16 protein-coding genes are annotated in these 19,556 nt (G+C 61.9%); 9 read left to right on the forward strand and 7 right to left on the reverse strand.

Annotated elements, in window-relative coordinates; genetic code table 11:
* The first annotated feature begins 135 nt into the window (after positions 1–135).
* Complete coding sequence (locus J2W49_RS19300) at positions 136–888, forward strand: IclR family transcriptional regulator (RefSeq protein ID WP_310320151.1); 753 nt, start codon at positions 136–138, stop codon at positions 886–888.
* A gap of 224 nt (positions 889–1,112) precedes the next feature.
* Here J2W49_RS19300 and J2W49_RS19305 read toward each other — a convergent pair whose 3' ends face one another.
* The 5 genes from J2W49_RS19305 to J2W49_RS19325 form a co-directional block, all read right to left on the reverse strand.
* Positions 1,113–1,817 (reverse strand): GntR family transcriptional regulator, encoded by a 705-nt coding sequence (locus J2W49_RS19305; protein ID WP_310320153.1) that lies wholly within the window; start codon positions 1,815–1,817, stop codon positions 1,113–1,115.
* Positions 1,818–1,847: 30 nt separating this feature from the next.
* Positions 1,848–3,233 carry an aspartate aminotransferase family protein gene (locus J2W49_RS19310; RefSeq protein WP_310320155.1) on the reverse strand — a complete coding sequence of 462 codons (1,386 nt, stop codon included), beginning with the start codon at positions 3,231–3,233 and terminating at the stop codon, positions 1,848–1,850.
* A 57-nt stretch (positions 3,234–3,290) separates the two neighbouring features.
* Positions 3,291–4,628 carry a glutamine synthetase family protein gene (locus J2W49_RS19315; protein WP_310320157.1) on the reverse strand — a complete coding sequence of 446 codons (1,338 nt, stop codon included), beginning with the start codon at positions 4,626–4,628 and terminating at the stop codon, positions 3,291–3,293.
* Between the two features lie 341 nt (positions 4,629–4,969).
* Positions 4,970–6,319 (reverse strand): APC family permease, encoded by a 1,350-nt coding sequence (locus J2W49_RS19320; protein ID WP_310320159.1) that lies wholly within the window; start codon positions 6,317–6,319, stop codon positions 4,970–4,972.
* Entirely contained in the window at positions 6,319–7,758 is a 1,440-nt protein-coding gene (locus J2W49_RS19325; RefSeq protein ID WP_310320161.1) for an amidase, read from the reverse strand. The genes J2W49_RS19320 and J2W49_RS19325 overlap by 1 nt, the downstream gene beginning before the upstream one ends.
* Positions 7,759–7,851: 93 nt before the next feature.
* Between J2W49_RS19325 and J2W49_RS19330 the strand changes: the two genes are divergently transcribed.
* From J2W49_RS19330 to J2W49_RS19355, 6 genes are all read left to right on the forward strand, one after another.
* Entirely contained in the window at positions 7,852–8,517 is a 666-nt protein-coding gene (locus tag J2W49_RS19330) for a TetR/AcrR family transcriptional regulator (RefSeq protein ID WP_310320163.1), read from the forward strand.
* Positions 8,518–8,687: 170 nt separating this feature from the next.
* Complete coding sequence (locus tag J2W49_RS19335) at positions 8,688–9,398, forward strand: WD40/YVTN/BNR-like repeat-containing protein (protein WP_310320165.1); 711 nt, start codon at positions 8,688–8,690, stop codon at positions 9,396–9,398.
* A 13-nt stretch (positions 9,399–9,411) separates the two neighbouring features.
* Positions 9,412–10,416 (forward strand): helix-turn-helix transcriptional regulator, encoded by a 1,005-nt coding sequence (locus J2W49_RS19340; protein WP_310320167.1) that lies wholly within the window; start codon positions 9,412–9,414, stop codon positions 10,414–10,416.
* 215 nt (positions 10,417–10,631) lie between these two features.
* On the forward strand, positions 10,632–12,302 hold the full coding sequence (locus J2W49_RS19345; RefSeq protein ID WP_310320169.1) for a tannase/feruloyl esterase family alpha/beta hydrolase: 1,671 nt from the start codon (positions 10,632–10,634) through the stop codon (positions 12,300–12,302).
* 278 nt (positions 12,303–12,580) lie between these two features.
* The gene (locus J2W49_RS19350; protein WP_310320171.1) at positions 12,581–13,570 is read left to right on the forward strand and encodes a tripartite tricarboxylate transporter substrate binding protein; all 990 of its coding nucleotides are present in this window, start codon (positions 12,581–12,583) and stop codon (positions 13,568–13,570) included.
* 129 nt (positions 13,571–13,699) lie between these two features.
* Positions 13,700–14,893 (forward strand): CaiB/BaiF CoA transferase family protein, encoded by a 1,194-nt coding sequence (locus J2W49_RS19355; RefSeq protein ID WP_310320173.1) that lies wholly within the window; start codon positions 13,700–13,702, stop codon positions 14,891–14,893.
* 44 nt (positions 14,894–14,937) lie between these two features.
* Here the strand turns inward: J2W49_RS19355 and J2W49_RS19360 are convergent, their stop codons facing one another.
* Together J2W49_RS19360 and J2W49_RS19365 are read right to left on the reverse strand one after the other, a co-directional pair.
* On the reverse strand, positions 14,938–16,560 hold the full coding sequence (locus tag J2W49_RS19360) for an MFS transporter (RefSeq protein WP_310320175.1): 1,623 nt from the start codon (positions 16,558–16,560) through the stop codon (positions 14,938–14,940).
* Positions 16,553–17,335: an IclR family transcriptional regulator gene (locus tag J2W49_RS19365; protein WP_310320177.1), complete on the reverse strand. Its 783-nt coding sequence runs from the start codon at positions 17,333–17,335 to the stop codon at positions 16,553–16,555. The genes J2W49_RS19360 and J2W49_RS19365 overlap by 8 nt, the downstream gene beginning before the upstream one ends.
* A 202-nt stretch (positions 17,336–17,537) precedes the next feature.
* Here J2W49_RS19365 and J2W49_RS19370 point away from each other — a divergent pair, with 202 nt between their 5' ends.
* Complete coding sequence (locus J2W49_RS19370) at positions 17,538–17,984, forward strand: tripartite tricarboxylate transporter TctB family protein (protein ID WP_310320179.1); 447 nt, start codon at positions 17,538–17,540, stop codon at positions 17,982–17,984.
* A 36-nt stretch (positions 17,985–18,020) separates the two neighbouring features.
* On the forward strand, positions 18,021–19,541 hold the full coding sequence (locus tag J2W49_RS19375) for a tripartite tricarboxylate transporter permease (protein WP_310320181.1): 1,521 nt from the start codon (positions 18,021–18,023) through the stop codon (positions 19,539–19,541).
* Positions 19,542–19,556 lie beyond the last annotated feature (15 nt).

Raw genomic sequence — 19,556 nt, forward strand, 5'->3', positions numbered from 1 at the left:
GGTTTGGTCAGCTGCGGGAAACGCCATGGCACTGCTGAGGTAACCTTTTGGCATCCGGATCCACCGCCATCCATCCACCTTTCTGCGCCAGGACGTCTTCTCCGTCGTGCCGATGCAGAGTCAGACAAGCACAACATGAACAGCCTCCGACGCATGCTCGACATCCTGAATCTGTTTCGCCCGGAGCAGCCTGTGATCGATGTCGACACCATTTGCTCTCAGCTGGGCTACGCGCAAGCCAGCGCCTACCGGTATGTGCGGGAGCTAAGCAGCGCAGGCTTGCTGGTGCGCATGCCCCGCGGCTACGCGCTGGGCCCCAAGGTGATCGAGCTCGACCGACACATGACGGAGTACGCACCACTCATTACTTGCAGCCGTGACCTGGTCGATGCGCTGGTCGCGCATACCGGCATGCATGCGCTCATCAGCGAGCTCTACAGTTCGACGGTGATCAACATCCTGCAAAAGCAGGGCACCGAAACCGAACCTCTGAACTTCGGGCGTGGGCGCCCCATGGCGTTGTTTCGCAGTGCGACGGCCAAAGTGATACTCGCCTACCTGTTGCCGCGCCAACTGAAACGGGTCTATGAGACGAATGCCGCTGAGCCAGACCTTCAACGTCTGGGCGCCACCTGGCGTGATTTCTCAAAGGCCATGCTGGCCATTCGAAAGCAGGGTTACTGCGTGAGCGTGGGCGAACTTGATCCCGGAAAGACGGGGCTGGCCGCCCCCATCTTTGATGAGAAGTCCAGAATTCTGGGCGCCATCACGCTGGTGGGCAGCAACGAACGATTCGGGGCGTTCAACCAGGCGTTTCTCGTCAAGCAGGTCACCGACGCGGCGGCGGTCATCACTGAGCGAATCGCGATGGAACAGCCCGCTGGCTGAGGAGGACGGCGTCAGTCAGCAGTGCGCGACACGACGGAATCACAGGCATTTGAACCCCTGAGTGGCTTCCAGGAAACGATGCCTGCTCGAAGGACTCGACCACATCGCGCCGATGTTGAAACATGAAGCTGCCATTCGCCGGTATGAACTGGCTCGGCGAGGTCTCGAGCTCCGGCTTTTCACGCTGATCGGATACACCTCTTCCGGCTACCGGGGCTTCGAAGTTACGCCCTTCCCGCAGTCTTCAGTTGTTGCCGAAGAAACTGGCCGGCCACGAAGATGTCCTTTTCAACAGCCCGCCGTACCGCGACATTGTCACCACGTGCCAGGGCCTTGATCATGTCTTCGTGCGCATGGTTGAGAACAGCCGGCGCCTCGGGCACATCGAAAAGTTGGTTGGAGACGGGACCTGCCTTGAGCCACAGTGTGTCGATCAGGCTGTACAGCAGCGGCGAGCCGGCTGCACGATAGAGCAGGACATGGAAGTCCTCATTGAGCGACAGATAGGTGACGAAGTTGCCTGCTTGGAGCGCTGCGCTCATCTGCTCACAAAGTCGTTGCATCGCCGCACGTTGGGCTCTGTTGAGCATGGCAGCGCCGCGTTCGGCGGCCTCACCCTCCAGGAGCATGCGCATCTGCAGCAGGTCGTCGAGCTCAGATATCGCCATGCGCGGCACGGCCACACCAGCATTGGGTACGTTGATCAGAGCGCCTTCGGCAGCCAGCCGCTGCAACGCCGCACGCACCGGCATGTGCCCCACGCCCAACTCGGCCGCGACGTCTCGAATCTTCAGTCGTTGGCCGGGAAGGAATCGTCCGACTGTCACCCACTGTCGCAAACGGGCATAGACGTTGTCTTGCTGGGTGCTGCTGGCTCCGCTTGGCGGATCGGATGCATCCATGATTATTTGGGAGGGCTCATGACTCATGAATGGCCGGAAAGCCGTCGATGCTGCGGCTCAATCACTGACGAGTTCCAGTAGCGCGCGGTCCATGGCGCTGAGCAGGCATTCCACATGGGCGTCGGTGGTGTCAGGGCAGATGAGCATCATGTTGTGAAAGGGCGTGATCAAGACGCCTTCGTTCAGCAGATACAAGTGCAAGGCGTGTTCGAGCTCCGCATTCATCGCTGAGACCGCTTCAGTGCCGTTGCGCGGTGGTTGGGCACAGAACTGGAACTCTGTGCGCGCACCGACCTGGGTGACGCACCAGGGCAGTCGGTGGCGCTGAATCAGCGCACGGAGGTCTCGCGCCAGGCGTTCGGCACGCGCGTGCATGGGTGCAAATACCTCCGGGCGCAGATAAGTGCTGAGCGTGGCGCGCATGGCCGCCATCGCCAGAAGGTTGGCCGTGAGCGTGGTGCCGATGCCGGAATGACCTGGCGCAGCCGCACGCTTGGCCGCCTCTGCCCGCGCGGCCAGGTCGGCGCTGAAGCCGTAAGCGGCGCATGGCATTCCTCCGCCCAGTGCCTTGCCCACCACCACGGCGTCGGCTGCGATGCCATGCGCCTGCGCGTAGCCACCCGGGCCGCTGCTGAGCGTGTGGGTCTCATCCATCACCAGCCAGCTGCCGTGGTGGCGAATCAAGGCGGTCGCCTTCTCCCAGAATCCGGGATCAGGCAGCACCATGCCGGTGTTGGTCATGACCGGCTCGGCCAGCACACACGCCACGTCACCGGGCGACAGGGCCGCTTCCAACGCCGCCAGATCGTTGAACTCGATCACCCGCGTCGTGGTGGTGAGGTCATGAACCTGGCCCAGCAGGCTGGGCCGCTGCACGGGGCGGCCATCGACCAGGTCGACGAACACATCGTCCACCGTGCCGTGGTAGCAACCATTGAAGACCAGCAATACCCGCCGGTCCGTGATTGCGCGCAACCAGCGCAACACGAAGCGGTTGGCATCGGTGGCCGTCATCGCGAACTGCCACTGCGGAAGACCGAAGCGCTCCGCCAGCATCCGTGCCACCTCAGCGGCGTCTTCCCCGGCCAGCATGGTGGTCAGCCCGTTGACTGCCTGCGCCTGGAGTGCTTGGGCCACTGCGGTCGGCGAGTGCCCGAACATGGCGCCGGTGTCGCCAAGGCAAAAGTCCACCAGCGTGTGACCGTCCACGTCCAACAACTCCGCACCGCGTGCCCGCGCGACTTGCAACGCAAACGGAGTGCTCCAGTCGCTCATCCAGTGCAACGGCACGCCGAACATCATGTGCTCGCTGGCCCTCGATGCTCCCGCTCGAGAGAGTGGACGAGCGAGCGCGTAGCGTTCGCGCTCTCGTGCGAGCAAGGCGCGGACCTTTGCGGGGGAGATGCCTGTAGACGAATTGTCTTGGTGCGGGTTTGCGCTCATGGTGAATCGACTTCGATAAGAAAATGGCAGTGTTGCGACGATGTGGAGGTATCCTGCTCAGACGAGCAGCATCAAGTGCTCCCGCTCCCAACTGCTGATCACTCTGTTGTAGCCCGCGTACTCCAACTCCTTGACCGCACAGAAGGCGTCGACGAACAGCTCGCCCAGCACTTCACGCAGGTCGTCGCAGGCCCGCATCGACGCCAGCGCATCCTCCAAGTTGCGCGGCAATTCATGGTCCACGTTCCAGGCGCTTTGCAGGGTGGGCTCGGAGGGCTGCAGCTGCTTTTGCATGCCGAGCCACCCGCACGCCAACGTGGCGGCCATCGCAAGGTAGGGATTGGTGTCGACGCCAGGCACACGGTTCTCCACCCGGCGCGCCTGCGGCCCGGACTTCGGAACTCGAATGCCGCACGTGCGATTGTCATGACCCCAGCGCACATTGATCGGCGCCGACATATAGGGCGACAGGCGCCGGTAGGAGTTGACGAACGGCGCCAACACCGGCATCACCTGCGGGATATAGACCTGCTGGCCGGCGATGAACTGGTGGAAGAGGTCGGAGCCCTGGCCGTCCGGGCGGCTGAAGATGTTCTGCCCGGTGTCCATGTCGACGATGCTCTGGTGGATATGCATCGCACTACCGGGTTCGCCTTCCATCGGCTTGGCCATGAAGGTGGCGAAGACGCCGTGGCGCAGCGCTGTCTCGCGCACCGCACGCTTGAAGAGGAAGACCCGATCGGCGAGGTTCAGCGGGTCGCCGTGGCTGAAGTTGATTTCCATCTGGCCGGGGCCAGCTTCGTGGATCAGCGTCTCTACGCCCAATTCGTGACGGTCGCAGAAGGTCGAAAGCTCCTGAAAGAACGGGTCAAAGTCGTTGACGGCGTCGATCGAATAGCTCTGTCTGCCGACTTCGGGCTTTCCGGTGCGTCCCAACGGCGGCTGCAATGGCTCATGCGGATTCAGCTGCCGTGCGACCAGGTAGAACTCCATCTCAGGGGCCACGATGGGACGCCAGCCCCGCCCTTCATACAGCGCGAGAACACGGCGCAGAACCGCGCGCGGCGACAGCTGAACCGGACTGCCATCCCATTCTTCGCAGTCATGAATGACCACGGCCACGGGTTCCGCAGCCCAGGGAACGATGCGCACTGTCGACGCATCGGGTTTGCAGACCATGTCGGGGTCGGTGTCGCCGACGAAGGGGCCATTGTCGGGCTGCTGTCCGTTCACGGTGTTCAGCAGCACGCTCTTCGGAAGGCGCATCCCCCCATCGGCCAGGAAAAGATCACGTGGCAGGATCTTGCCGCGGGCGATTCCTGTCATGTCTGGAATCACGCATTCGACCTCATGGATGCGGTGGCCGTTGAGGAAGTCGTGCAAATCGGTTTTCATGGGTTGAGTTTATCTGGGTCGATGTTTGTGATCACAAAGCCCCTAAATTTCTCGTGGATTATTGTTAAATGTCTAATATGTGATCGCATTGATGGCTACGGTTTGCCCCAGGATGCAACTTGATTGGCGAGCGTGAGCTGCGCTACGCCTGTCTTGGTGTGGTTCACGCACCACTCGCCGGGTTCGCTCCACCACATGCCCATCACCAACTGGGTGGGGGTGTCCGGGTGGTCGGTGCGGGTTTCAGAGCAACGCGTTTGCGGCAGCGTTTTGCTTGCGACGCCGCTCTGAGCAAGCGGCACCAAAAGCCTCCGAGAGCTTGCTCAATCACGGATTCCCGCTCATACGGAGATCACCACGCGCCCTTGGCGGTTGAGGTAGGCGCCGTAGAGCAGTCCGACAAACAACCAGGCGCAACCCACCCCCAAGGCCATCGCGTGCATACCGCTGAGCACGGCGAACACCACCAGCAGACCCAAGGCGGGAACCAACATATGGAAGAACCAGGACCGCTCGGCTGCGTTCTTGAAGTACGCCATGACCGAGAGATGCAGCATGATGAAGCCCGCCAGCGCGCCCAGGCTCACCAGCGATGCCAGCACGTCGATCTGATCTCTGAGGCTGAGTGCCACAGCGGTGGAGATGGCGGTAGAGGCCAGCAGCGAACCCCTCGGCACGCCGGTGCCAGCGTGCACGGTGCCGAGGATGGCCGGTAGCTGGCGGTCGCGACCCATCGCAAAGAGCACGCGCGAAACGCCGGCCATCATGGGCAGGGTGTTGGTGAAACCCACCACGATCGCCAAGGACCAGGCCAATGCGGCCGGTGCCCAGGGGCCTGTCGTCTGGCCCAGCAATTCGAAGATCGCAGTGGCCGGATCCTGCATGTCAATAGCAGGCATCAGGTTGCCGATGACCCAGGCGATCAACACGAAGAGCAGACCGGCCACCACCAGCACGGTCATGATGGCGCGCCCGATGAGCCCCTTGTCGCTCGGGTCTCGTGTCTCCTCTGACAGGGTGCTGATGGCATCGAACCCCAGGAAGGCCATCACGGCAATCGATGCCCCGGAGAACACCTGGCCCCATGGAATGCCGCTGTCGCCGAAGAAGGGCTTGGCCGTCAGCGCGCCATTGCCGGCCCCACCTTGCAAGGCCGTGATGGCCAGGTACATCACCACCGCCACGATGACCACTTGCCCGATCACCGCGAAGGCACTGACCCGGGATGTGATCTTGATGCCAAACCAGTTGATGCCGAGTGTGATGAAGGCCACGATGCAGATCCAGGCGCCTCGGCTGATCTCGGGGATGAGCAACTCCATGCCGACTGACATGAGCGTGAACACCAGGGCCGGAATCAGCAGGTAGTCCATCAGGATCACCCATCCAGCAATGAACCCCAGGCGGTTGCCCAGGCTCTTGCGTGCAAAGCCGTACACCGATCCTGCCGTGGGGATGACCCGGCTCATGGTCGCGTAGCTTTGGGCCGTGAAGTACATGCAGATGGCGCCAATCAGATACGACGCGGCGATCATTCCGCCGGACGCACCCCACACAAAACCCAGGCTGGTGAGGGGGGCGATCAGCGCGATATAAGCCAGCCCATAGGCCACCAGGTCGGCGAAGCCCAGGGTGCGCTTGAGTGGGGTGTCACCATGGGCGACGCCTATGCTGGTGGACGAGTGGGTCATTACAGTGTCTCCGGTTGCAGGGCTGGGGATGGGGCTGTCAGTGCGTTGATGTCGGGTCGCCAGGTGGTCCAGCGGATCGCTTGCTCCAGCGCAGCGCCCACACGGATGACTGCGTCTTCGTCGTAGGTGGGGCCCACGATCTGCAGTCCAATGGGCACGCCATGCGCGCTGCGTCCGCTGGGCACGCTGAGCACGGGGTGGCGACTGAGCATGTTGAAAGGGAAGGTCATGCCTTTCTGCATCAGGTCGTCATGCGGCGTGTTGCTGCCCTCGGCGGGCCATTGGTTGTGGGCGAGCGTGGGGCAGATCAAGGCGTCGTACTGTTCGAACACATCCTGCAGGCTGTCATTCATCTGGGTCATGACTTCGAAGGATCCCAGATGGTCGTCCAGCGTGATGTTCTCTGACATCTGCGCCATGGACTTCACATAGTCGTTGACCCTGTCCTCACACCCTTTGATCGTTGTCGAGAGGGAGCGGCCCAGGATGAACACCAGTGCATGCGTGAAGGCGGTACGCACATCCGATGTCCAGGGAAGATCGATTTCATCCACGATGGCGCCTTGGTCGCGAAGCTGCTCGGCGGCCATGCGCGTGCTGCGTTGGATCTCGGGCGAAACCTCGAAGAACCCCAGATCCATGGACAGCGCAATGCGCATGCCCCGCACAGGCGCGGGGTGGGGTGAGAGTTCGATGCGCGGTCGAACCGTGGTGGGGTCTGCGCGGTGAGGGCCATTGACGGCGTTGAACGCCAGCACACTGTCCGCGATGGTGCGCGCAAGCACGCCGTTGTGGTTGTGGTGGTTCATGGCAAAGAACAGGTTGCTTTCGGGAACCCGACCGTAGCTGGGCTTGAGTCCCACCACCCCGCAGTAGGCGGCTGGTATCCGGATCGATCCGCCGATGTCCGATCCCGAAGCCAGCGTCGTCAGACCGGCTGCCAGGGCGGCGGCGCTGCCACCGGACGACCCTCCCGTGGTGTAAGCGGGGTTCCAGGGGTTCCTGGAAATGCCATAGCGCTTGCTGCGTGTGAACATGGCCACGAAGAACTCAGGCACATTCGTTCTTCCATGAATCACCGTGCCGGCGTCCAGAAGGCGTTGGGTGATCGGCGCGTTCTCGGTGTCGGGCTCCGAGCCCAGCAGAAGCGAACCCTGATCCGTGTGTTCACCGATCAGGGTGTGCTCGTTCTTGAGAGCGGTGGGGATGCCAGTCAGGGGCTTGGCGAGCTCGGGTGTTTCGGCATAAATCCGCTCAGCTTCCTTGGCCATCACCATCGCTGCTTCTGCGCGCATGGAGCAGAAAGCGTTGACGGTGGGTTCCAGTTTGTCGGCGCGGTTCAGTTGTGCCTGCAGCAGTTCAACCGGGGAAAGCATCTTGCTGCGAAAGAGGGTCAGCGCCTCGGTGGCGCTCAGGTAGCAGAGATCTTCATCGGTCATGATGTATTGATGGGTGTGGCTTGAAACCGAACTATAGTTCGGGTCAAGCCTCATGCAAAGACTGTTCCCGATAGGGTTTTCACTAGGGTTTTTATGAAAAAAACACAGAAACCAGCTGCAAGACTGGCTGCTGCCGAGCTCCATCCGCGTCGCAAGCCGGCTCAGGACCGCGCGAAACAGACCGTCGATCTGGTGTTGCAGGCGGCAGCGTCGGAAATTGAGCGAGAGGGGCTGGACAAGCTCACGACCAAGCGCATAGCGGCGGCGGCTGGTCTGTCGGTGGGCGCGCTCTACGAGTACTTCCCGAACAAGGAGGCGGTGGTCTATGCGCTGGCCAATCGGTGGCTGACCCGGGTCCGCGAGGCGATTGATCAGGTCCATCCGCGACATGGGGGGCATCGCGACGTGTTCACCTATTTGAATGACCAGTTTCTCCTCGTGGCGAAGCTCTATGAGGACAGTCCCGGCCTGGGTGGACTGATCCCGATGATGTCGGCCATGCCATCGCTGAATGTGTTGACGGCGGAGCACGATGAGTTGGTGGCAGCGAACGTTGCGTCGGCGCTGAGGCACTACGCACCACACGCAGACATTGCGCGCGTGGATGCCGCTTCAAGGTGCATCGGCATGTTCTGCCACAGCGTTCTGTGTGCTGCTTTGGTGCAGAAAACGGCGCCGGCCGAGCTGCTGTTTGCGCATCTGCGGACGTGTCTGATTGCGATGACGGCGCCCTTGCTCGTGGAGCGATCGGGGTCCTAGGGTTTTTTTTCCGGAGGTCGCGGTTGGCGATGGTCTGGGGGCAGGGTTTTTGCTAGGTGTGGTTGGTAAAAGCCGAACTACAGTTCGGTTTTAGTCGGACAAGGCGCTCAAAGAGCTTCTCATCCGGATCGCCGACCCCATTCCTTGCCTGAACCTCTGGAGAAACGACCATGCCTCATGTCACCCCTGAGTCCCCCTTGCCTCGGCCGCTTCTGTCGGTCCGTTGCCAGCGCTTTGCGCTGGGTGTTTCCATCTCGGCGCTGACCCTGGCCACGCCTGTCATGGCGCAGAGCGCCGATGCGCTGTCCACAACGCTGACAGCCGTGGGCGCGGAGCGTGCCGCCAACAAGGACGGCAGCATTCCCGCCTGGGTGCCGGAGAAACAAGGCGAAGGCTGGGGCTTTGGCAAGCTTCGAAAGGACCACTGGAAGTACCGCGACGACAAGCCGCTCTACACCATCGATGCGTCCAATGTGGACAAATACGCCGACAAGCTGTCGCCGGGCCAGGTCACACTGATCAAGCAGACCCGGCGATTCGACCTCAACCTCTACCATCTGTTTCAAGGTCAGCGGGGCGAACTGTTTGCCAGCGCGGAGCAGGGCAAGCTGCTGAAGTCCACCGATGCCGGGCGCTTATGGTCGTTGTTGGACACGGGCTGCACCGGCAGTCTGTGGGCGGGCGTGCAACTGCTGGACGGTACCTTGCTGGTCGGGGGGCTGCGCGGGACCTTGCTCGCCAGTGAAGACCAAGGCGTGACCTGGGCCGCCTTGCAGACAGACAGCACCAGTTCCATCACCGGCTTGCGTCAACTGGCCGATGGCAGCGTGGTCCGGTGTCCGCACCGCAATGAAGGTCGCGCGGTGGTGGTCATTACCTGAGGAGGATGGAGCCATGCCCATAGCGCTCGAAACGATGGAATCACAAGTCTTGCTGCCATTGCGAAAGCTCAGCGGCGGCTTGCTGAGGCTGGCTGATCTTGCGCGGACCGTTCCTGCGCAAGCCCTTCTGGAAGCCTCGCTGAAGCTGCTGGATGGGCTGGTGCCATTCGACTCTGCCTGGTGGGGAGAGGTTTCTGCCGGCACCGCCCAGGTGGCACCGCGCAACTGGCTCCACGGCAGCCTGGGTCTCAGCAAGCGCTTTGCCGATGAGTGGAATCGTCTTTCCATGGACGACAGCTTCGCGCTGCAATCCATTGCCCATGTGGGCAAGGTGATTCGGCAAAATAACCCGGTCGAGTCGGCGTCTACGACCTCGGACGTCGAAGCCTTCGGCCACAGGCACGGTCTTGCGCGGTGCATGGCCGTGACCGTGGAGATGCCGCACACTGGTCTTCTGTTTTTTGTTTCGGTGTACCGCACTACATCGCGGCCAGCCTTCTCCGCGCAAGACGAGGTCATGTTCGGCGAATTCGTTTCCCATCTGCTCCAGCATTGGCGTCACGCCCTGGAACAACTGCAGGCAACAGCCCCGAGCGAACCTTGGGACGGCCATGCCTTGGCGGACCAGACGGGCAGCCTGCTGTTCATCGGTATTCGCATCGGACTTGCGCTGAAATCCGCTTACCCAGGGTGGAGTGGGACCGAGCTTCCCGAAGCGTTACTGGGCGCTCTGTCCAAGCTGCCTTGCAGCTTCGTGGCGGGAAGGAGCGCACGCTTGAGGATGGAGCCCTGCGGATCGTATGTGGCCATCAGCCTGGCGAAGAACCATCATCGCTCGCCGCTTTCGCCGCGCGAACTCGGTGCAGCCATGCACTATGCCAACGGTCGTTCCAGCAAGGAGATTGCCGCCGAGCTGGGGTTGACGCCGGCCACTGTGCGGACCTATCTGCGCAGCACGTACCTGCGGCTGGGTGTGCGGAACAAAGTGGAGTTGCAAGCGGCGTTGCGCAAGCCGTGATGCGCATGCGCCCTGGCATCGACCTGGGACTTTCCCTTTCCCTCTGCATTTGCAGAGGGTTCAAACATGGCCCTGCTTCGTATCCTGACTCTCTAGGACCCGTCAACCCCATGGACGCCGAAGGTGGACATGGCTCGTGTTGAGAGCGTGGCTGCTCTCAGCCGTTTGACCGGCGCCCTGAAACCCATCCATTGCCATCGCAGGAAATCCTACCCATGATCATCAGCAAACCCAAGGCCAGTCGCGGGCTCAACTCGGCAAGGCCCATCACCGCTGTTCACGCCCCCGCTGTTCAACCGCGCGCCAACCCATCCGGGCACCGGCTCCGGCCCATCGTTCTTGGCGCCCTGTCTTCCTTGATGGCGGTGGCATGCAGTGGCCTGGGTGGAACGGAATATGCCGAAAAACCCCCGGTCAATACCTGTGAAAGTTACCGGTCGGCCGCACTGCCACATGCTGCCAAGATCACGCGCACCGAACTGCGCAAGGCGGACGACAAGGCATGGCCTGGTGCGTGCGTGGTGCGTGGACAAATCGTGTCCTCACCCGAGTCCACCATCAACTGGGCCGTGGAGCTGCCCGAACCCTCACGCTGGAACGGCAAGACCCTCACCATTGGTGGCGGCGGGTTTGACGGCTTCATTCCAACCGATGACCCGTGGTACCAGCGCCTGGTGGGTGCTTCTGCCGAGCCGTTTGTTCGGATCAGTTCAGACTCAGGTCACCAGGAGCCCAACTTTGCCTGGGGTGCCAGCGATGTGGCGCTGCGCAACCATGCGTTTGAGGCCAACCATCAGGTGCTGGAGGTGGGCACCGTCATTGCGACGGAGTTCTATGGAAAGCGCCCCAACCGTCGCTACCACATGGGTCACTCCAACGGCGGTCGTTCGGGGCTGATCGCTGCGCAAAAGTACCCCAAGGATTACGACGGCGTGATCGCCATGGTGCCGGCCATCAGCCAGCAGGCGCATCAGTCCAACCTGGGTCCCACCGTGCTCAAACACATCTTCGGAGCGCGGGAGAACTGGTTGAGTCCAGAGAAGATCGCCCTGTATGCCAAGGCGGAAACGGCTGCATGCGATGGACTGGACGGGCTCAAGGACGGGATCATCGGCAACATCGAAGCCTGCAAGTATGTGCCCACCGATCTGCAATGCGCAGGCGCTGAAGCCGCGAACTGCCTCACCGCAGGCCAGATCGAATCGATCCGGCTCATCTACACCACGCACAACACCGGCGTGAAAGTGTCGCGGGGCGAGACCGGGTATCCGCGCTACGGTCGAGGTGGCGCGGCCACATCAGACTGGAAGGTCTACATGTTCGGCTCCAGCTTCGAGAAGCCCGATTCCTTCAACCACATGGCGGTCTCAGAGGCCGCGAAACTGGTTGAGAACAACCCCAACGCCGATCTGTTGAGCCACAACCCCAAGCGGTTCCAGGCGGAGTACCTGCGCCTGGCCAACATGATCGACGGCACCGATCCCGATCTGTCCTCGTTTTCCGACAACGGCGGCAAGCTGCTGATCTGGTACGCCACCGCCGACGCCTGTGTGTCCATGTACCGTGCCGCCGACTATCTGGATTCGGTCAAACAGCGAATGGGCGCCAGCAAGGTTCAAGGCTTTGCCCGGATGCTGACCTCGCCATCCCTGGGCCATGAACTGGATGGTCCCGGCACCAGCGTCTCCTCCATGGACCTGCTTTCCGCCATGGATGCATGGGTTGAAAAAGACATCGCCCCTGACCACATCGTGGCCACGAAGTTCGAAGCGGACACCATGAAGCCGTTGTTCCAACGGCCGGTGTGCGAGTACCCGAAATTTCCCCGTTTCAACGGCACGGGTGATCCGAACAAGGCAGAGAGCTTTACCTGTGCTGCTGCGTGAGGGGTGATTGCATGTGCCACGACTGAGTGAGTCCACACGGATCGCTGACGCGGAACACCCTTCTGCCAGCGGACTGTGATCTGCGCTCGAGTGGACGTACACAGCTGCCAGCCTGTGGGCACAACGGGTTGTGTGGCTCTCGTGGCATTCTGCAATTCCATTCTGTGGAATTGCAGTGGTGCCCATGTGAGTTGATCGGCATAAAGTCCAGATCGTCATCGCGCCCTCTGCGATGTTTTTCTGCAGGGGGATGACCATCACAAACAATGGAGACAGACATGCCGCTCAACCTCAGCACCCCCATTCGCTCGTGCGCAGCCGTGGCCCTCACGGCCATCAGCTTCTCGCTGACAAGCCCGTCACTGGCCCAATCGAATTTCCCGGACAAACCCATCAAGCTGGTGGTGCCCTTCACGCCCGGAGGGGGGACGGACCTCATTGCACGCACGCTGGCGTCTGAAATGGCCAAGGATCTGGGGCAGCCGGTGATTGTGGAAAACAAGGCCGGCGCCGGTACCGTCATCGGGACGGACTTCGTGGCCAAGAGCGCTCCAGATGGCTACACCCTGGTGGTGTCGTCGATTGCGCACTCGGTCAACCCCAGCCTGATGAGCAAACTGCCCTATTCAACGGAGAAGGACTTCGCGCCCGTGGCCATGATCGCCTTGTCGCCGAATGTGCTGGTCGTGCGGGCTGACAGCCCGTACAAGTCGGTTGAGGACTTGATCAAGGCCGCCAAGGCGAACCCCGGCAAGCTGACCTACGCATCCCCGGGCAATGGCACGTCTTCGCATCTGGCGGGAGCGCTGTTCGCCGATTTGGCAAAGCTGAATCTCACGCACGTCGCCTACAAGGGGTCGGGTGGTGCGCTCACCGATCTGTTGGGCGGGCAGGTGGACATGCTTTTTGCAACCTCCGGCTCTGTGGGAAAGTTCATTGAGGGCGGTCGCATGGTTCCTCTGGCGATCACTTCTGCTGCTCGGTCCTCAGCCTATCCGAAGGTGCCCACCATGAGCGAGTCTGGTGTGCCGGGCTATGTCATGGAAGGGTGGTACGGGTTTTATGCGCCGGCTGGAACGCCCGCGACTGTCATCGAAAAACTGAACGTGGCCACGCGCAAGGCTGCCAACTCTGAACTGTTCAAAAGCAAGGTGCTTGCAGAGGGTCTGGTGATCAAGACGGGCACGCCACAGGAGTTTGATCAATACGTTCGCGGAGAGATCGAGCGCTGGTCCAAACTGGTGAAGGAAGAAGTGATCGCCAAGTGAGACAAGCGCCCATGGGCGAGGCCCTTGCGGGGATTCGCTCGCCCGGACGCCCGGCCCCTTGAGCCAAGCCTGGGTGCGTGGCTGTGTTCCAGCCGTTCTCATTGCAACTCTTTGTCCGACGAGGTCTCCATGGCTTCCATTCTCCAAGGCGTCCGCGTTCTCGATCTGACCCACGTGCTGGCGGGTCCTTTTGCCGGGTATCAACTGGCCGTCATGGGTGCAGAGGTCATCAAGATCGAGTCGCCTCACGAGCCGGATCAAGCCCGTTACCAGGGATCTGACCATCAGCTCAATGACGCTGGCATGGGCACCGCCTTCCTGGCGCAGGCCTCCAACAAGAAGGCGCTGTCTCTTGACCTGAAAAAGGAAAAGGGACGCGACATTCTGCGCAAGCTGGTGTTGACAGCCGATGTGCTGATCGAGAACTACCGGCCAGGCGCGTTGGCGTCTCTGGGCTTGGGCTACGACGACATGGCTGTCCTGAATCCGAAGCTGGTGTACTGTTCCATTTCCGCCTTTGGCAGCACCGGCCCCAAGCGGGAGCTGACTGCGTACGACGGTGTCATCCAGGCCTATTCCGGCATGATGGCCATGACCGGGGAGCCCAAGACGAACCCGGTCAAGTGTGGTGCCCCTGTGGTGGACTATGCCACCGGCACCACCGCTGCCATGGCCATCCTGGCAGCACTGCTCCAGCGAAGCCAGACCGATGGCAAAGGTCAGTTTGTCGACGTGGCCATGTCTGACGTGGCCATGATCCTGTGCAGTTCCCACCTCACAGGTTTTCTGTGGAACGGAGCCCACCCCGAGCAGAAGGGCAACCGCTATCCCTTCGCCACCCTGGGCTGCTACCAAGCCGCGGATGGATCACTGATGATCTCGGCTTCCAACCTGCGGCAGCAACGCCGGCTGTGGGAGGTGCTGGGTTGTGAGCACATGGTCAAGCGCAACAACCGGGAGCGTCTGAAGGGTTATGCCGAAGAGGCTGAGCTGTTGACCAGGATCATCTCGACACAGCCGATCGCGCACTGGGAGCGGTTGCTCAACAGCGCTCGTGTGCCTGTCTCTCGCGTTCAGAGAATGGAAGACATGCTGACGGATGAACACACCCAGCAACGTGAGTTGCTCCATCGCTTCCCGCTGACGCCTGGTCAGTTGTCCGGCCTGACGGTACCTGTGGCTGCGTTCCGCCTTTCCAGCGCTCGTGCCGAGGTACACACACCGCCCCAGTCCGTGGGTGCACAGAACAGGGACCTGCTTTCCGAACTCGGATACGGCCCTTCTGAAATGGATGCGCTTGAGGCCGAGGGCGTGACCTCGTAGAACGATTCAAGCTGGGTGCCGGTTGGACCCTGGCAACCCAGACGTCACTCCCTCACGGTGGTTTCCATGACGTAGCGATGGATCCTCGGCGGTTCCGCACCTTGGTGAAAAGACTGCTTGCGCTCCCGCAGCAAGATGTCGCTGGCGGTGTTCCGGTCAAACCGCCGCAGGTGTTCGGTCCAGGACTCGTCCACGATCACTTCCAGAAACCGTTGCGGGTGATTGATGTCGTGCAACAGCTCCCACGACAAGGCGCCATGGCGCAGACGCTGGCGCCTGCCTTCGGTTTTCATCAACAGACGAAAGTCCGCAGCCCGTGCCGGATCGACCGTGTATTCGATGGTGATGACCACCTGGCCCGGAGAGATGATCAGGGGGGGCGCCGGTGTCTGTGTCAGGCGCTGAGGGGTGAGGTCGTCGGTGGTACCGGCATCCGGCATGGATTTAATGGCCAGGTACATGGTGATCAGGCTGCTGACCGCAGCGATGAACAGGCTCACCGAAACGCTGGTCACGGTGGCCACCTGGCCCCAGACGGCGGCACCCAGCGCACTCGATCCCATCAATGCCATCTGGTAGATGGACATGCCGCGCGCGCGCACCCAGTTGGGCAGCCCCAGCTGCATGGACACGCTGAGGGAGTTGGCCGTGGTGATCCAGGCCGCACCACCCAGGAACATGGCAGGCAGTGCCAGAGCGATATGGTCTGTGGACGCCATGACGACCATGGAAGCAGCCTGCAGCGCGACGCCGCGCAGCACCAGTTGATCGCGCACGTATCGGCGTCTCAGGCGCGGCAGCACCCCGGCCGCGGCAATGGCGCCAGCGCCCATCGCGGCCAGGAGGAACGTGAATGTCGCCGCATCACCGTCCTTCATGCCCTTGGCGACCAGGGCGAGCAAGGCCATGATAGCGGTGGAATGAAAAAAGAACAGCGAGATGCGCAACAGCACGGCCTTCAGTGGCTGTGACTGCATGACGTACCGGTAGCCCACCCGCATGGCCGGCAGCAGACGCTCCCGGCCCAGAGGGTCCGGTACGCTCACGCGCCGCCAGCGTGAAATCGCGATGGCCGCAACCAGGGAAAGTATGGCGTTGAGCAGGAACACCCAGGCAATGCCCGCTGAGGCGATCAAGGCACCTGCCAACAAGGGGCCAACGATTCGCGATGCGTTCATCGAGACGCCATTGAGCGCCAGCGCAGCTGGCAGCTGCGGCCGGGCCACGAGCTCGGGAACGATGGCCGCAAACACGGGCCAGCGCATGGCCAGTCCGATGCCGTTGGCAAAGGTGAGCAACAGCAACAACATGGGCGAGAGCAGGCCCATCAGTACGGCCGCACACAGCACGGCCCCCACCACAGCCACCCACAGCTGGGTCACCAGGAAGTACCGTTTGCGATCAAAGGTGTCGGCCATGGCGCCGCTGGGCAGCCCGAGCAGAAAGACGGGCAGGGTGGCAGCCGTCTGAACCAACGCCACCCAAAGCGCCTTGTCGGTCAGGGATGTCATGAGCCAGGCGGCTGCGACGTCGTTCATCCACATGCAGACATTGGCCACCAGCCAGGTCAGCCACAACATGCGGAACACCGGCTCCCGAAGGGGGGCCACAGGCGAAAGATCCCCGGTGTTCGTGGGGGGTGACGCCTCGGTTTGCTTCTCAGGCATGGAGCCTCGCGATGTCGCGGGTGATGGTCTTTTTCAGCGCCAGCAACTTGGGCGCGAGTTGCCGCGTCACCTGTTTTGCATCGTCCTGGGTCGACACGCTGATATTGAGCGCGAACACGCCATCCGGACTCATCACCGGGGTAGAGACCGCCACCACCTCGGGTTGCCAGGAAGCCACGCAGTAGCCGTGCTTCTCCACGCTGTCGATGGCCTCGTCGATGGCCAGCTTGAGCGCCGGCCAATGCGAGCCATTGCGTTGCTTGAATGTCTTCTCAAGCGCCTGCCTGTGCCGAGTGGTCGCTGTGGCCAGGTACGCCCTGCCCAGTGAGGTCAGCTCCATGGGCACCCGCTGCCCCGACACCACGTTGCGAAGCGCCACGCGCCGGTTGTACCGGATGGACTCCAGGTAGACCATTTCCTCCCGGTCGGCACAGGCCAGCCCCACGTTCACACGCTCCTTTTCTGCCAATGCGCGCATGTGCGGTGCGGCCACGGCCAGCACCAGCGAGCCCGATCGCATCGCGTGGGCCAGACTCAACACCAAGGGCGCCAGCCGGTAGGCCCGCTCCTCCCGGTCCAGTTGCAACAGGCCGGCCACCACCAAGGTCTGGGTCAGTCGGCTCACGGTGGAGGGCGAAAGACCCGTGCGCTCAGAGAGCTCACCGTTGCCCAGCAGGTCACTGCCCGGCTTGAAGGCCCGCAGGATTTCCGCGCCCCTGAGCACAGAGCGGTTCAGTGGCGACTGCCCAATCGCCTCGATGTCGTTTGATTGCATGTTCAGCCCTTTTTGTTCAGCAAGGACATTCCAAGGAACGGAACGAAAGTCTACCTTGAGCGACTGACTTCAATTCCACCTGTTGGAATTGAAAGATCTCAAAAGAGGCGTTGACTTCTAAGCTTCGTCCTCAGTGAGCTTGCCAGACGAGACACACCACTGCAGCTCGACGGTAGACCCAAAAAGGGGCCAGGAGACAACCATGAAAAGCAAAGACTCGAGAGACATCATTGGCGGATTGGCGCTGTCCGCGATCGGCTTGTACGCCGCGTTCCAGGCACGGGACTATGAGTTCGGATCTCTGACCCACATGGGGCCAGGGTACTTCCCTGTAGGGCTGGGGCTGTTGCTGGCGGTGCTGGGTGTGGCCGTTGCCGCGCCGGCCTTCTTTCGCGAAGGCGAACCCTTGACGGTGGAGTGGCGAACCATGGCCCTGGTGCTGGGGAGCCTGTTGGTCTTTGCTGCTGCGTTGAAAACCGCGGGGCTGGTGGCGGCCACGGTGCTGGCGGTGGTGGTGTCTTCGTTGGCCGATCGGCAGACACGGTGGAAGGGCCGACTGTTCATCGCAGGAGGCGTGGCGCTGGTGACCTACCTGGTGTTCGCGGTGGGCCTGAGCATGGTCCTGCCTATCTGGCCGTGGAGCGTCTGAGCGTCACAACCGCCCCCAGCCACAGAGACAAACACCATGAACATACTTGATGGCCTGCTGATTGGCCTGCAATCGGCGATGGATCCGGTCACGCTGCTCTACTGCTTTATCGGCGTGTTTCTCGGCACCCTGATTGGTGTGCTGCCCGGCATCGGTGCCCTGGCCACCATCTCGCTGCTGCTGCCCATCACCTACCACATCCCACCCACGGCGGCCATCGTGATGCTGGCCGGTGTGTACTACGGCGCGCAGTACGGCGGCTCCACGGCTTCCATCTTGCTGAACCTGCCAGGCACACCTTCATCTGCCGTGGCCTGCCTGGATGGTTACCCCATGGCCAGGCAGGGGCGTGCGGGTGTGGCGCTGTTTATGACGACCATCGCTTCTTTTGTGGGTTCCATGCTGGGCATCCTGATGCTCGTGCTGTTCGCGCCCGGCATCGCCGAACTCGGTCTCAAGTTCGGACCCGCCGAGTACTTCGCCATGATGCTTCTGGGCCTGATCGCCGCCTCTACCCTGGCCTCCGGCTCGCCCGCCAAGGGGCTGTCGATGGTGGTGCTGGGGTTGCTGCTGGGCACCGTGGGCACCGACATCAATTCCGGCGCCACGCGCTACACCTACGACATCCCGGAACTGATGGATGGCATCAGTCTGGTGGCACTGGCCATGGGCGTGTTCGGGATTTCGGAGGTCATCTCCAGCATCAATCAGGTGCGTGAATCGGAGGTCAAGGAAAAGATTTCCATGAAGACCATGACACCGACCCGCGCCGATGTGAAGCGGTCCGTCATGCCGATGCTGCGGGGCACGGGCATCGGGAGCTTTTTTGGCGCCTTGCCGGGTACCGGTGCGGCCATTGCGTCGTTCATGGCCTACGCGGTCGAGAAGAAGGTCTCCAAGACGCCCGAGAGGTTTGGTCACGGCGCCATTGAGGGCATCACCGCGCCGGAAGCGGCCAACAACGCCGCGTCGCAGACCTCGTTTGTGCCCACCTTGTCGCTGGGCATTCCCGGCGATGCCGTGATGGCGCTCATGCTGGGTGCACTGATCATCCACGGCATTCAGCCCGGTCCCTTGCTCATGACCCAACAGCCCGACCTGTTCTGGGGCCTGATCGTGAGCTTTGGCATTGGCAACATCATGCTGATGGTGCTCAACCTGCCGCTGATTGGTGTGTGGGTGGCGATTCTGCGCATTCCGTATCGGGTGCTGTTTCCGGCGATTCTGGTTTTCATCAGCCTGGGTACCTACAGCGTGCACAACAACGAATTCGACATCTACATGGTCGCAATCGTCGGTGCTGTCGGCTATGCCTTGACCATTCTGCGATTTGAAGCGGCGCCTTTGCTGCTGGGCTTTGTGCTCGGACCGCTGATGGAAGAAAACCTTCGCCGTGCGCTGCTGCTTTCGCGCGGCGACATGATGACTTTCCTGGATCGGCCCATCAGCGCCGGCTTCCTCGGGTTCTGCTTCGCGCTGGTGCTGTGGTCCGGCTTCAGCGCGCTGAAGCGGTGGTTGCTGGCTCGCGAACGCAAGGCGGACTTTTCGTCCATCTAGCCCTCCACCCTCAAG

This window comes from Hydrogenophaga palleronii, assembly GCF_031457455.1.
Lineage (GTDB): Bacteria > Pseudomonadota > Gammaproteobacteria > Burkholderiales > Burkholderiaceae_C > Hydrogenophaga > Hydrogenophaga palleronii_A.

Bases quoted from the DNA above. Each gene is read 5' to 3' on its own strand.
- J2W49_RS19360 (WP_310320175.1), bottom strand. From the start codon at position 16,560: ATGCCTGAGAAGCAAACCGAGGCGTCACCCCCCACGAACACCGGGGAT.
- J2W49_RS19325 (WP_310320161.1), bottom strand. From the start codon at position 7,758: ATGACCGATGAAGATCTCTGCTACCTGAGCGCCACCGAGGCGCTGACC.
- J2W49_RS19375 (WP_310320181.1), top strand. From the start codon at position 18,021: ATGAACATACTTGATGGCCTGCTGATTGGCCTGCAATCGGCGATGGAT.
- J2W49_RS19330 (WP_310320163.1), top strand. From the start codon at position 7,852: ATGAAAAAAACACAGAAACCAGCTGCAAGACTGGCTGCTGCCGAGCTC.
- J2W49_RS19315 (WP_310320157.1), bottom strand. From the start codon at position 4,628: ATGAAAACCGATTTGCACGACTTCCTCAACGGCCACCGCATCCATGAG.
- J2W49_RS19305 (WP_310320153.1), bottom strand. From the start codon at position 1,817: ATGAGTCATGAGCCCTCCCAAATAATCATGGATGCATCCGATCCGCCA.
- J2W49_RS19370 (WP_310320179.1), top strand. From the start codon at position 17,538: ATGAAAAGCAAAGACTCGAGAGACATCATTGGCGGATTGGCGCTGTCC.
- J2W49_RS19345 (WP_310320169.1), top strand. From the start codon at position 10,632: ATGATCATCAGCAAACCCAAGGCCAGTCGCGGGCTCAACTCGGCAAGG.
- J2W49_RS19350 (WP_310320171.1), top strand. From the start codon at position 12,581: ATGCCGCTCAACCTCAGCACCCCCATTCGCTCGTGCGCAGCCGTGGCC.
- J2W49_RS19310 (WP_310320155.1), bottom strand. From the start codon at position 3,233: ATGAGCGCAAACCCGCACCAAGACAATTCGTCTACAGGCATCTCCCCC.
- J2W49_RS19320 (WP_310320159.1), bottom strand. From the start codon at position 6,319: ATGACCCACTCGTCCACCAGCATAGGCGTCGCCCATGGTGACACCCCA.
- J2W49_RS19355 (WP_310320173.1), top strand. From the start codon at position 13,700: ATGGCTTCCATTCTCCAAGGCGTCCGCGTTCTCGATCTGACCCACGTG.
- J2W49_RS19335 (WP_310320165.1), top strand. From the start codon at position 8,688: ATGCCTCATGTCACCCCTGAGTCCCCCTTGCCTCGGCCGCTTCTGTCG.
- J2W49_RS19300 (WP_310320151.1), top strand. From the start codon at position 136: ATGAACAGCCTCCGACGCATGCTCGACATCCTGAATCTGTTTCGCCCG.
- J2W49_RS19365 (WP_310320177.1), bottom strand. From the start codon at position 17,335: ATGCAATCAAACGACATCGAGGCGATTGGGCAGTCGCCACTGAACCGC.
- J2W49_RS19340 (WP_310320167.1), top strand. From the start codon at position 9,412: ATGCCCATAGCGCTCGAAACGATGGAATCACAAGTCTTGCTGCCATTG.